The 13,144-nt window shown below is 39.1% G+C and carries 12 protein-coding genes; 6 read left to right on the forward strand and 6 right to left on the reverse strand.

The window, feature by feature from the left end:
- Positions 1–3: 3 nt before the first annotated feature.
- Positions 4–1,332, reverse strand: coding sequence for a D-serine ammonia-lyase (locus M3166_RS07220; protein ID WP_285848793.1), 1,329 nt, complete (start codon positions 1,330–1,332; stop codon positions 4–6).
- Positions 1,333–1,791, reverse strand: coding sequence for a YaiI/YqxD family protein (locus M3166_RS07225; protein ID WP_353056572.1), 459 nt, complete (start codon positions 1,789–1,791; stop codon positions 1,333–1,335). It lies immediately after the preceding gene.
- A gap of 171 nt (positions 1,792–1,962) precedes the next feature.
- Between M3166_RS07225 and gdhA the strand changes: the two genes are divergently transcribed.
- A complete protein-coding gene (gdhA, locus tag M3166_RS07230) occupies positions 1,963–3,330 on the forward strand; it encodes an NADP-specific glutamate dehydrogenase (RefSeq protein WP_251688748.1) in 1,368 nt (455 codons plus the stop codon).
- Positions 3,331–3,381: 51 nt separating this feature from the next.
- Here gdhA and M3166_RS07235 read toward each other — a convergent pair whose 3' ends face one another.
- Positions 3,382–3,804 carry a universal stress protein gene (locus M3166_RS07235; protein WP_251688750.1) on the reverse strand — a complete coding sequence of 141 codons (423 nt, stop codon included), beginning with the start codon at positions 3,802–3,804 and terminating at the stop codon, positions 3,382–3,384.
- A 175-nt stretch (positions 3,805–3,979) separates the two neighbouring features.
- On the opposite strand from M3166_RS07235, the gene M3166_RS07240 reads away from it, so the two are divergent.
- The 4 genes from M3166_RS07240 (at position 3,980) to M3166_RS07255 (ending at position 7,399) form a co-directional block, all read left to right on the forward strand.
- Positions 3,980–4,666, forward strand: a complete 687-nt coding sequence (locus M3166_RS07240; RefSeq protein WP_251688752.1) for a phosphoribosylaminoimidazolesuccinocarboxamide synthase — start codon at positions 3,980–3,982, stop codon at positions 4,664–4,666.
- 165 nt (positions 4,667–4,831) lie between these two features.
- Complete coding sequence (gene nhaC / locus M3166_RS07245; protein WP_251688754.1) at positions 4,832–6,214, forward strand: Na+/H+ antiporter NhaC; 1,383 nt, start codon at positions 4,832–4,834, stop codon at positions 6,212–6,214.
- A 160-nt stretch (positions 6,215–6,374) separates the two neighbouring features.
- Entirely contained in the window at positions 6,375–6,689 is a 315-nt protein-coding gene (locus M3166_RS07250) for a PadR family transcriptional regulator (protein WP_014824262.1), read from the forward strand.
- Positions 6,686–7,399: a DUF2812 domain-containing protein gene (locus tag M3166_RS07255; protein ID WP_251688755.1), complete on the forward strand. Its 714-nt coding sequence runs from the start codon at positions 6,686–6,688 to the stop codon at positions 7,397–7,399. Before M3166_RS07250 ends, M3166_RS07255 begins: the two co-directional genes overlap by 4 nt.
- A 53-nt stretch (positions 7,400–7,452) precedes the next feature.
- Here the strand turns inward: M3166_RS07255 and M3166_RS07260 are convergent, their stop codons facing one another.
- Together M3166_RS07260 and M3166_RS07265 are read right to left on the reverse strand one after the other, a co-directional pair.
- Positions 7,453–8,592 carry a cation:proton antiporter gene (locus M3166_RS07260; RefSeq protein WP_251688756.1) on the reverse strand — a complete coding sequence of 380 codons (1,140 nt, stop codon included), beginning with the start codon at positions 8,590–8,592 and terminating at the stop codon, positions 7,453–7,455.
- 171 nt (positions 8,593–8,763) lie between these two features.
- Positions 8,764–9,621, reverse strand: coding sequence for a patatin-like phospholipase family protein (locus M3166_RS07265; protein WP_251688757.1), 858 nt, complete (start codon positions 9,619–9,621; stop codon positions 8,764–8,766).
- Between the two features lie 158 nt (positions 9,622–9,779).
- Between M3166_RS07265 and pepF the strand changes: the two genes are divergently transcribed.
- Entirely contained in the window at positions 9,780–11,585 is a 1,806-nt protein-coding gene (gene pepF / locus M3166_RS07270) for an oligoendopeptidase F (protein ID WP_251688759.1), read from the forward strand.
- Positions 11,586–11,681: 96 nt separating this feature from the next.
- On the opposite strand, the gene M3166_RS07275 is transcribed toward pepF, so the two are convergent.
- Positions 11,682–12,896, reverse strand: a complete 1,215-nt coding sequence (locus M3166_RS07275) for an NAD(P)-dependent malic enzyme (protein WP_251688761.1) — start codon at positions 12,894–12,896, stop codon at positions 11,682–11,684.
- Between the last annotated feature and the right edge of the window lie 248 nt (positions 12,897–13,144).

Genomic DNA, 13,144 nt, shown 5'->3' on the forward strand with positions numbered 1-13,144 from the left:
CTTCTATATCTCTGATTGTAAATACTGCTGTCGTAATTCTTCAGGCACTAGATCGCCGCCTGTTGACCAAATAATATGTGTGGCGTTTTCCATTTTATCTGTAAGCCCATGCTTTTCAATATACGAAGTCCCCTGCATCATTAATTCAATCGGACCATACACACCTGCATGTGCTGAAGGTTCCATAAAAATGTTTTCCGTCTCAAACATACCTTTTAAACTTCTATATAAAAAGCTGTCATCCACAGTATAACATCCGCTTATTACGGATTCCATCAACGTTCCGACAAATCGTGAAGGACGCCCTACCGCCAATCCGTCAGCTTCTGTCTTGTTGGACAAACCAATATCATTCACACTGATTTTGTCATGCATGCCTGTCATCAAACCTAGGAGCATACTAGGAGATGCAAATGGTTCCGCAAAGAAAATATGAATATGTTCGCCGTAAATTTGTTTTAAAGAGTAGGCAATTCCCCCGGGCGCACCACCAACCCCGCATGGCAGATAAACAAATAGCGGATGATTCGCATCAACTTTAATTTTTGCTTGCTGAAGCTGGTCTTTCAGGCGAGATCCCGCTACCGAATATCCTAAAAACAGATCGATTGAATTTTCATCATCAACGAAATGGCAAGCAGGATCTTGTTCTGCTATTTGGCGGCCGTTTTCCACTGCAGAAGTGTAATCGGATTCGTATTCGATTACTGCAACACCTTTTTCACGCAGCAGTTCTTTTTTCCACTCTTTTGCCTCAATCGACATATGCACAGTCACCTGGAAACCCAGCTGTGCGCTAATAATACCGATACTTAGGCCCAAGTTCCCCGTTGACCCGACAGCTATTTTATATTTGCTGAAAAAATTCCGGAATTCTTCACTATGGAATTTTGCGTAATCCTCTTGTTCTGTTATCATTCCTGCATCGATTGCCAGCTTTTCCGCATGACTCAACACTTCGTATATACCGCCACGCGCTTTAATCGAACCGGCGATCGGTAATGCATGATCACTTTTAAGCATTAATTTGCCAGGAATATTAAAACCGCGTCGTCCTTCTATGAGTTTTTTCATCGCGGCAATTTCTCTTAATTCCGATTCAATAATGCCGTCTGAAAATTTCGTGATTGGAAATGCAACCTTTATATAAGAAGAAAAACGCTTCAATCTATTTTCTGCGTCTTGAATCATATCTGGTGTCACTTGGTCAGATACTTGGCTTTCTTTAGCTACACTTTCATTTTCCCAAAATACATATTGTTCGGATTGCAGCTTTTCAATTAACGGAAAGCGTTCTTTTAGTTCGTCTAAATTTAAGATTTGCTGATTCATTTATGATTCCTCCTTCTCAAAAATCGCACGTTCACAAATTTGTCGAAATTTCGTTTCAAAAGCCAAATTATTTTCTTCCGTGCGCTTTTTGGGACCTTTCGTACGTCCCCCTGCACGTCTTATTTTCGCACTTTCAAATCGAAAAGCCAACAGTTGATCTATGTTGTCAGACGTCAGTTCTTTTCCGTTATGAGTAATAACAATTCCACCTTTTGCTATACACATTGCAGCAAGACCATAATCACCTGTTATGACAATATCTCCTCGCTTTAAGACACTTAGAAGCTTAAAATCAACTGAATCTGGTCCTTTGTCAACAATAATTGTTTTTGCACCATCCCGTTCCATTCGATGTGATGTATCGCAGAACAAGATCGGTCTTATCTCATATCGAGATGAAATAAACAGCGCTAAATCAACAACCGGGCATGCATCTGCATCAATTAATAGTTGTAAAATAGTTAATCATCCTTTCCAAAAGCAACTTCAAATTATTATATAGATATAATAATTGAAAACGTTTTCTCTTTTTTAACATCGATTTCACACAGTGATGTCACATAAAATATAATTGAATTGTTTGATAATTCATACTAATGTATACTTATTAATCCATTTGGGGGTATTAACATGACGACAATGACAACAACGAGTAACGCACAGCAATATGTTGATGGAGTGTTTGAAAAATTAAAAGCTAAGAACGCACATCAGTTAGAATTCTTACAAGCCGCGGAAGAAATTTTCCTTTCTCTAGTTCCAGTATTCGAACAACATCCCGAATACATTCAGCATAATATTTTAGAACGTATCATTGAGCCGGACAGAATCATCTCTTTCCGTGTCGCTTGGCAAGATGATCAAAACCAAGTACAAGTAAACCGTGGGTACCGCGTTCAATATAACAATGTTATCGGGCCATATAAAGGTGGATTACGCTTCCATCCTACAGTAAATGAATCGATTATGAAATTTTTAGCCTTTGAACAAATTTTTAAAAACGCTTTAACTGGTCAACCGATCGGCGGCGGTAAGGGTGGTTCAGACTTTGATCCAAAAGGGAAGTCAAATGCAGAAATTATGCGCTTCTGTCAAGCTTTCATGACAGAATTATACCGCTATGTCGGTCCTGATGTCGATGTTCCGGCCGGAGATATTGGTGTAGGTTCACGTGAAGTCGGCTATTTATGGGGGCAATACAAGCGTATTCGCGGTGCATATGAGGCAGGTGTATTAACTGGGAAAAAACCTGGCTATGGTGGTTCATTGGCGCGTACAGAAGCAACAGGATATGGTTTAGTATACTTTGTTGAAGAAATGCTGCGTGAAGCAAAACTTTCAATTAATGATAAAACGGTTGTCGTTTCAGGTTCTGGTAATGTAGCTATTTATGCAATTGAAAAAGCTCAGCACTTTGGAGCAAAAGTTGTTGCCTGCTCCGACTCTGCAGGCTACATTTACGACCCGGAAGGCATTAACTTAAAAATTGTAAAACAGTTAAAAGAAGTTGAAGGGAAGCGTATTAAAGAATATGTAAATTATCGTCCAAATGCTATTTATACAGAAGGCTGTGACGGCATCTGGACAATTCCATGTGATATCGCTCTTCCATGTGCAACTCAAAATGAAATTAACGGTGAACAGGCCCGTACTTTAATTGCAAATGGCGTGAAAGTCGTTGCAGAAGGTGCAAATATGCCATCGAATTTAGATGCAATCAATGAGTTTTTAGCAAGCGATGTTTTATTCGGCCCTGGTAAAGCAGCAAATGCAGGCGGTGTTGCTGTATCTGCACTTGAAATGGCTCAAAATTCCGGCCGTAACTACTGGTCTTTCCAGGAAGTTGATGAAAAACTTCACGGTATTATGAAATCAATTTTCAAAGAAAGTTCGGATGCGGCGAAAAAATATGGCTATGAAGGCAATTTAGTTGTCGGCTCAAACATTGCCGGCTTCATTAAAGTAGCAAACGGTATGCTTGTAGAAGGCGTATATTAATTAACAAAACCCGCAATCCCCTTTGAACAAGGAGTATTGCGGGTTTATTTTTTAACGTACTACGAGAACATCACAATTGGCGCTGCGTACAACATTTTCCGATACAGACCCTAGTAAGAAACGTTCTGCACGGTTTAAACCGGTCGCTCCGATAATGATTAAATCGGCATCGGTCAGGTTCGTCAATACCGCTTTCGGCGATCCTTCTTCAACGGATACTTGTACATTTTTAACGCCGGCCTGTTCTGCTATAACCTTGTATTCCTTTAACTGATCAAGTGTTTTTTCCTTTAGAGCTTTTGCATACTTTAAATCATATGCTTCCACTGATCCGAATGAATGTGTATCAATTACACTCACTAAATTCAATGTCGCATCCGTCAATCGAGCAACGTTCATACCGCGCTCAAAAGCAATTTTTGCTTTTTCTGAAAAGTCAATTGCTACAACAATATTATTATACGTTTTTAGCATCTAAATCACTCCTTGTCTAAGATTAGTATAACAAATGTTACCATTATACTGGTAACAAAGAGCATACTATATCAAAGGTTAGACGTCTTTCTTTAAAATACGAACATTTTTACACTAATATTATAAAATCATTCGTGTTATAATTAATTTGAAATTACTTTTGGAGGTATCTCTCATGGAATTAATGTATATTGGTAAAACAAAAGATGTATTTAAACTTGAAAACGAATTATATTTGCTGAAATTTAAAGATGACGTAACTGGAGAAAACGGGGTTTTTGATCCAGGCGCAAACACAGTCGGTTTAACAATTGATGGTGCAGGCCTTGCCGGATTGAAACTTACTTCTTTCTTTTATTCTAAATTAAACGAATTAAAGGTACCGACACATTATGTTGAGGCAAATTTTAATGAAGCGACAATGACGGTTAAACCCGCGACTGTTTTCGGTAAAGGTTTGGAAGTTATTTGCCGTTTTAAAGCAGTCGGATCTTTTTTACGCCGCTATGGTGCTTATGCAACAGAAGGTCAGGATTTGGATTCATTTGTAGAAGTGACTATTAAGGACGATGAACGCCTGGATCCTCCTATTTCAGAAGATGCGCTTTCAATGCTTGGTATTTTAACACATGATGAATATGCCATCTTGAAACAGCGCACAATCGAAATTTCAAAGTTTGTTGGCGCAGAGTTAGAGAAAAAAGGGTTAACGCTTTATGATATTAAATTGGAATTTGGCCGCGATGCAAAAACAGGTGAAATTTTACTCATTGATGAAATTTCAGGCGGTAATATGCGGGCATATCAAGGCGATACATATATTGAACCATTACAATTAGAAAAGATTATGCTTGCTGAGTAATTTTATTTTTTTAATGCCATTCATCAAGCACTATAGGGACATCTCGGACTTTCCGGTATGTTCCTTTTATTTTTACCCCCTTCCCTTTTTCTAAATAAAATGCTACACTAACTTTTGTACTTCAACGCGTTGAAGCGCGAAACTATATAGCGAGGTCTAGTCATCATGAATGCAAAACAACATGTAAAACCACATTTTTTTGAAGCACTTATTTTAATTTTATTTATTATTGCACTCATCTCCTATAGCATTATGAAACTCGGCAGTGTCCCGCATGTTCCGATTTTCATAGCCATTATTATACTGATCATGTATGGTGTTCTGCGAAAAGTACCGTACCGCATCATGGAGCAAAGTATGATTGCTTCTGTTTCAACAAGTATCGGCGCAGTTTATATTTTTCTTTTGATCGGTGTTTTAATCAGCAGTTGGTTAATAAGCGGGACAATTCCTACACTATTGTATATAGGTCTTTCAATCATTACTGCGAGCTTTTTTTATGCGGTTGTCTTCCTTATTACAAGCATTATCGGCACAGCGATCGGCAGTTCTCTTACTACCGTTGCAACAGTTGGTGTTGCAATGGTAGGGGTTGCGAGTTCTATAGACGCTTCACTTGCTATTACAGCAGGAGCAATTGTTTCGGGAGCCTTTTTTGGGGATAAAATGTCCCCGTTGTCCGATACGACGAACTTGGCGGCGACTGTTGCCGGTATTGACTTGTTTACGCATATTAGAAATATGATGTTCACGACCATTCCGGCATTTATTATTTCACTAATCGTATATGCCTGGATTTCTCCCAAAAGCCAGTATATGGACACAGAGCTTATTACAAGCTTTAAAGAAACACTGTTCGCAACAAATCTAATTCATTGGTATGCAATCATTCCGCTTGTCGTTCTTATTGTGTGTACGATCTTTAAATTACCAAGCCTTGCTACATTAGCGATAAGTGCTATTTCCGGTATCGTGCTATCATATTTCCACAGTTCTATTCCATTGAACGAACTGTTTGCAATTTTATATAACGGCTATTCAATGGAAACAGGAGTCGAAGCAATTGATTCATTACTGACTCGAGGCGGAATGAACAGTATGCTGTTTACGATTATTTTAATTGTATTGTCCCTGTCTATGGGAGGATTGCTCTTTACACTCGGCATTATCCAAACTTTGTTGCAGGCGCTTCAAAACCAGTTGAAATCGGTCGGATCTGTTATTACGGGAACAGCTTTTACCGCAATCGGAATTAACGTTACAATCGGTGAACAGTATTTATCGCTGTTATTAACAGGTGAAGCATTTAAGGAAAAATTTAAAGCCGTTCAGCTTCATCCGAAAAATTTAGCCCGTACAATTGAGGATGCAGGTACTGTTATCAATCCGCTCGTTCCATGGAGCGTGTGCGGTCTGTTCATTGCTTCTACATTGAACATTTCTGTCATCGACTATTTACCGTTCGCATTCTTTTGCCTGTTAAGTCCAGTCATTACGATTTTGTTTGGCTGGTTGAATATTACGATTACGAAAATCACCAATAATTAAAAAATCGCCTGCTCCGTTATAGAACGAGCAGGCTTTTTATTTTCCCGCATTCCCACTCCCCCATCAAATTAATCGATAATTCTGTTTACATATATATCATAAAGTGATATATTGTTTTCAGACATATATATCACTTTATGATATATCGGGAGGTGACATAGTGAAAAACAATGAGCAATTGACCGATTCAATGTTTCATATTATGGCCGCATTAACAACGCCCCAACACGGATACGCGATTATGAATTTAATTGAAGAAACATCTAAAGGGAATATTTCAATCGGTCCAGCTTCAATGTACACGATTATAAAAAAACTTTTACAAAATGATTGGATTTATTTATACGACGATACGGATTCAAGGCGTAAAGTGTATTTACTGACGCAAAAAGGCAAAACCGTTTTAAAAGAGGAGTTAACAATTAGAAAGCTGATGATTCAATTAGCTGAAAGAGGAATGGAGGATGAAGTATGACAAAAACGAAGTATATGATGTCTGGTGGATTAGCATTTTCTGAGCAAAAGGATTTGGAAAAAATGCATAAACTTTCGCTTGAAGGTTGGCATGTCCGAAGTTTTTCATTTTTAGGCTACACACTTGAAAAAGGTGAATATGCTGATTATGTATACAGTATCGATTATCGGACACTGGAAAATACGGATGAAGAATACTTTGAACTTTTCAAAGATGCAGGCTGGTCACTTGTGGATTCTGCAGGTGATATCCATTTATTTCGTGCTTCTCCCAACACGAAGCCGATTTACACGGACCGTGATACAACGATTGAGAAGTATAAAAACCAAGTAAAACCGCTGAATCTTGCTATGGTGACACTTGTTCCAGGTACAATTATATCTTGGCTGATTTCACTACAAACAACTGACAGCATACACACACTTTTCTTTGGTTTAGCCCTTTTACTGACAATACTTACGATTCCTTTACTGTGGACTGGACTGACTTCTTACGGTAACCAATGGAAGGCAGAAAATAAAAAGGGGCTTGTTCTACTTACAAAGCTGCTTCCCGCTGTTGCAGTAGTTATGGCGGTTTATGCAATAGTTGAATCCGACTTAAAAGCAGTACAAATCGTAGCCGCTGCTGTCATTGGTGCAACCGTCTTTGTAACGTTCATTACATTGTTTATGTCTCTTTATTACCGGTTTAAAGTAAAAAAGGCGTAAAAAAAGATAGGCTCATGAAAATGTGCCTATCTTTTCTATCTAAACCCTTAAATTTATACGACTATTCTCTTCCCAAAAATTGCTTTTAACAAAGGCGGTGTCACGATTGTTGTTACGATAATTACGATAATAATCGATGTATAGTAATTAGCCGGCAGCAAGCCACCTTCAAGTCCCATTGCAGCTAATATTAGTGCAACCTCGCCTCGGGAAACCATCCCAGCACCGACCCCCATCGATGATTTCGTATTGAATCCGGCTAATTTCGCACCTAATCCTGAACCAACAAATTTGGATACAACTGCAATTATTGAAAATACGATAATAAACCCGATTTGTTCTCCAATTCCATCGAATGAAACCGCTAATCCGATACTAACAAAGAAGAACGGAACAAAAATCCCGTAGGCAATCGGCTCAACCTTATGTTCGATTTCATCTTTATATTCTGTTTGTGCAATCGCAATCCCTGCAAAGAAAGCACCGATAATACCAGCGATACCAAGGAATTCCGCAAAATATGACAAACCAAAACAAATAATCAGGCCGGCACTCAATATTGATTCAGTAACTCTAAATTTCTTGAAGATTCTTATAAAGTGTGGGATAAACCATTTTGCCAGTACAATCAAGATGGCGAAGAATAATACTTTCTTACCGATTAATAAACCGATATTCGTATCTGATCCGGCAAAGAAACTCATAGCAATGGCGATTAAAATTACAACTACAATATCATCCAAAACCGCAGCTCCAAGTAATGTTGACCCTTCTTTACTATTCAGCCAACCAAGCTCCCTTAACGCCTGTACCGAAATACTGACAGATGTTGCAGAAAGTAATAATCCAATAAAAATGGATTCTCCTACAGACAATCCGTAATATTGCGAACCTGCATACCCTAAAATAATCGGCAGGAGAATACCACCTAAAGCAACATAGATTGCCGCTTTTTTGTTTCTATTCATTTCCTGTAGGTCGGTTTCAAGACCAGCTAAAAACATTAACAGTAAAACACCTATTTGACTGAACACGGTTAAAAGTTCAGTATCATGAACCCAGCCAAGGAGTGCTGGACCAAGAATAATACCTACAATTATTTTCCCTAGTACAGATGGTTGCCCGACTCTCGCAGCAAGATGTCCGGCGAGTTTGGTAGCAAATAAAACTAGAACAATTTGTAAAATAAACATAAATTTCTCCTTCCAATGCAAAAAAGACAAGGCGGTGCCATAGTTGACTATGGCTCCACCTTGTCTTGCACTTTTTATTTAATTTAATGTTCTTAGCTTTATTTTAATATAATTCCACTCGCTTTTGCAAGTATATTCTATATTAAACTATTACAGTATTATGCTTTATCTTTAAATAATCCCCAAAAACGCCTTCAACTCAGGCATTTGCTTTTGTGCCTGTTCATAGCCAACCTCATAATTGGCTTTCATTTGATCAACTTTGCTTTCAAAACTTTTTATCGGACGGTCCGGTTTAAAAATAAACGCTTCCTGATCAATCTCTTTTTGAGCAATATATTGCATTGTTTCATTATACATATCCGCACGATGTCTCATCGCAGCCGCGAGTCTTGGGTAACGTTTTTGGAAAAGCTTCGTTGCCCACTGATTCGTTTTAGAGGCACTTTTTATATAGCCGGGTCCCCTCGTCAAAATTAGCAAATGCTTGTTATATCCTTTTTCGATGGCACGTTTAATTGGAATCGAATCGGATAGTCCCCCATCATAATACGGAACATTGTCAATTTTAATCTCAGGGAACAGTATAGGAATGGCACATGTTGCCTGTAAAATATCACATGCTTTTGTCATTGTATGCGCACTTTTATACTCCACTTTTCCGGTATATGCATTCGTCAGCCCGAACTCCACCTCACCCGGATAGTTGTAATAGGCGTCCCAATCAAACAAATCAAGCTGATTCGGCACGATATTATAGGCAAAATCCAATCCGAACAGACTTTTTTCCTTCAGAAAATTACGCATTCCCATATAGCGGGGATCATTGCGGTACGTTGTCAAAACTCGCATAGTCCGTTCAGGCTGATTGGACATATAGGATACCGCATTGATGGCACCTGCCGAAATCGCCGCAATATACGGCATCTTTATATGTTCCTCCATAAGGGCATCCAACACTCCCGCAGTAAAAACCGTTCGAAATGTCCCGCCTTCAAGAATTAGACTACAATCCTTCACTTCTTGCATATTATCACACTCTTTCCCTATTTCCATCGTTTCTCTATTTTACTATATGTCTTCTAAATAATATTAAAAATATTTATCGACCAAATTTTCACTACTTCCTAAATTTTCAGAAATATGGTATTATTTATTTCGAATATCGTAATATTAGGAGGCTACTTATGTCAATGTTGAATCGTAGTGATGTACCGGTTGAAGAAACTTGGAATTTGGAAGATTTATTTGCTACAGAACAAGCCTACACAGCGGCAATCGAAGAATTAAGACAACTTGTAGAGAAAACTGCAGAGGGGCTTGCAGGGACAATTACTGATGTACAAGGCGCGATTAATGCAATTGAAGCAACGGAAAAAATTCAGGAGAAAATGGTTGTAATCGGCACATATGCGAGCCTTTCACATAGCGTTGACCAAACGAGCACTGAAAATCAGATGCGTGCCGCAAGCTTCGGTTCTTTCGCTGCAAAACTTGCAACAAAGTTATCCTTTGTAAAAAGTGATTTACTTGCATTGGACGAAGCTGTTTTAAAAGAAGCACAAACTGCTAAACCGGAATACGCTAATTTTATTGATAAACTGCTCGTACAAAAACCGCACCAGTTACATCCTGAAGCGGAAAAAGCACTGGCTGCATTCGGTGCTACATTCAACGCGCCATATGAGCTGTACAATACGACAAAATTGGTAGATATGCAGTTCCCTAACTTTGAAGTAGATGGTGAATCATTCCCGCTTAGCTATAACTTGTTTGAGGGCGATTGGGAGCTTGAAACGGACACGAATAAACGTCGTGCTGCATTTGAAGCCTTTTCAAAAAAACTGCGCGACTATCAGCATACGACTGCCAAAACATATAATACACACTTGGCAATTGAAAAAACGGAAGCAGACCTTCGCGGCTACGACAATATTTTTGATTCTTTATTAGAGTCACAGCAAGTGGACCGCTCAATGTATATCCGCCAAATCGATTTAATTATGAATGAGCTTGCACCACATATGCGCCGCTATGCAAAACTGTTGCAAAAAACACATCAGTTGGACAAAATGACGTTTGCAGACCTAAAAATTTCGCTGGACCCATCATATGAGCCAACAATTACGGTGGAAGAATCCCGTCAATATATGAAAGACGGTTTATCGATTATGGGCGAGCATTATACGAATATGATCGATCGTTCTTTTGATGAGCGATGGATTGATTTTGCACAAAATGCCGGAAAATCAACTGGCGCATTCTGTTCAAGCCCTTATGGTGTACACCCGTATGTATTGATTTCATGGACGAGCCGAATGAATGAAGTATTCGTTTTAGCCCATGAACTAGGTCATGCAGGTCATTTCTATTTGGCAAATGATGCGCAAAATATTTTCAATGCAAGACCATCACTTTACTTCATAGAAGCACCATCAACAATGAATGAAATGCTAATGGCCAACCACTTATTAAAAAATTCTACGGATGCGCGCTTTAAACGTTGGGTCATCTCAACGATTATTAGCCGTACGTACTACCATAACTTCGTAACTCATTTACTTGAGGCAGCTTACCAGCGTAAAGTGTACGAAATTATCGATGAAGGCGGAAGCGTTAACGCACCGAAACTGAATGAATTAAAACGTGAAGTACTTGAGCAATTCTGGGGAGACGCAGTTGAAGTAACTGAAGGTGCAGAATTGACTTGGATGCGTCAGCCTCATTACTATATGGGCTTATATCCATATACGTATTCTGCAGGTTTAACTATTTCAACACAAGTATCACAACGTATTTTAAACGGTGACGAAGCAGCTGTTGAGCAATGGATCGATGTATTAAAAGCAGGCGGCACAAAAACACCTGTTGAACTTGCACAAATGGCAGGTGTCGACATTACGACTGAACAGCCATTACATGACACAATTGCGTTTATTGGTGATTTAATTACACAATTGGAACAACTGACTGCAGAGCTTCAAACAGTTTAAGTGACACTGCAATCAGTGGAGATTTTGGATTCCCACTGATTGATCGTCTTCACTATTTTATAGGATGTGCTGAATGTAACTTCATGCACATCCTTTTTAAATGGCTACCGAAGTGTTAATTAGATCTACTTGCTGGAACAATTCAGAAACTCCTGATGCGATGGCTGCGGATCCAACTGCTTTTGCAACTACACCTGCAACCCGTTCATCCATCGAGCTCGGAATAATAAAGTCTTCATTCAGCTCTTCTTCTGTTACTAGCGATGCAATAGCTTCAACCGCCGCCAGCTTCATCGCCTCGTTGATATCTGTCGCTCTTACATCAAGTGCACCACGGAAAATCCCCGGGAAGGCAAGCATATTATTCACTTGGTTGGCATGGTCAGAACGGCCGGTACCAATAATTTTTACGCCCCATTTTTTTGCATTATCCGGCGTTATTTCAGGATCAGGATTTGCCAAAGCAAAGACAATCGGATCTATAGCCATCGATTTAATATGTTTTTCCGTTAAAATATTTGCTGCGGACACCCCGATAAACACATCTGCTCCTACTAATGCATCATCCAAAGTACCGCGTAATTGATCCGGATTCGATAAATGAGCAACCTGTTCTTTTACCGGATTCATCCCTTCAGGACGCCCTTCATAAATAATGCCTTTCGTGTCACACATAACGACATTTGTGTAACCCATTTGAATTAAAATACGGAGAATCGCAATACCTGCTGCCCCAGCTCCGTTAATGACAACCTTCATCTTATTGACATCTTTTTTCACCAGTTTCACCGCATTGATTAAACCTGCCCCAACGACAATTGCCGTTCCATGCTGGTCATCATGAAATACCGGGATTGAACATTCAGCACGCAGCCGGTCTTCAATTTCAAAACAGCGCGGCGCTGAAATATCTTCCAGATTGATTGCTCCATAGGTCGGCGAAATCGCTTTTACAATGTTGACAATTTCGTCTACGTCTTTAGTGTTTAAGCATACCGGTACTGCGTCAACATTTGCAAAGCGCTTTAATAATAACGCCTTACCTTCCATTACTGGTAAAGCGGCTTCCGGACCAATATCCCCTAACCCTAATACCGCGGTTCCGTCTGTGATAACCGCTACTAAATTCCCTTTCATCGTATAGTCATACACGGTTGAAGGATTCTGTTCAATTGCAAGGCAAGGGGCAGCAACACCCGGAGAATAAGCTAAACTCAAATCATATTTATCCTGTACCGGAACTTTTGCACGAATTTCCATTTTCCCGCCAAAGTGTTCGTGCATTTCAAGTGACTTTTTCATTAAATCCATATTTACCATCCCCTTCTAATTTTTGAAATCCTTTGTAATTACGAATGTTAACCTTTAATTTTTACTTTGTCAACGATAGCTTTAATAAATCGTTCGAATTACTAAAAACAAGCCGAAAACGTTGATATAACAATACTTATATCATTTACCAACCGCTTGTTCCATTTGTGATTTCAAACACAATCTATTATTTCTAAATAATAAATGTAAGGGCTGTCATTTTTAAAATCCTGCTTTATCAAGCTAAA

The sequence above is a fragment of the Solibacillus isronensis genome, assembly GCF_023715405.1.
Lineage (GTDB): Bacteria > Bacillota > Bacilli > Bacillales_A > Planococcaceae > Solibacillus > Solibacillus isronensis_B.

Coding starts and splice junctions, on each gene's coding strand:
- M3166_RS07240 (WP_251688752.1), top strand. CDS start 3,980: ATGGAATTAATGTATATTGGTAAAACAAAAGATGTATTTAAACTTGAA.
- nhaC (WP_251688754.1), top strand. CDS start 4,832: ATGAATGCAAAACAACATGTAAAACCACATTTTTTTGAAGCACTTATT.
- M3166_RS07235 (WP_251688750.1), bottom strand. CDS start 3,804: ATGCTAAAAACGTATAATAATATTGTTGTAGCAATTGACTTTTCAGAA.
- M3166_RS07255 (WP_251688755.1), top strand. CDS start 6,686: ATGACAAAAACGAAGTATATGATGTCTGGTGGATTAGCATTTTCTGAG.
- M3166_RS07260 (WP_251688756.1), bottom strand. CDS start 8,592: ATGTTTATTTTACAAATTGTTCTAGTTTTATTTGCTACCAAACTCGCC.
- M3166_RS07265 (WP_251688757.1), bottom strand. CDS start 9,621: ATGCAAGAAGTGAAGGATTGTAGTCTAATTCTTGAAGGCGGGACATTT.
- M3166_RS07275 (WP_251688761.1), bottom strand. CDS start 12,896: ATGGATTTAATGAAAAAGTCACTTGAAATGCACGAACACTTTGGCGGG.
- pepF (WP_251688759.1), top strand. CDS start 9,780: ATGTCAATGTTGAATCGTAGTGATGTACCGGTTGAAGAAACTTGGAAT.
- gdhA (WP_251688748.1), top strand. CDS start 1,963: ATGACGACAATGACAACAACGAGTAACGCACAGCAATATGTTGATGGA.
- M3166_RS07220 (WP_285848793.1), bottom strand. CDS start 1,332: ATGAATCAGCAAATCTTAAATTTAGACGAACTAAAAGAACGCTTTCCG.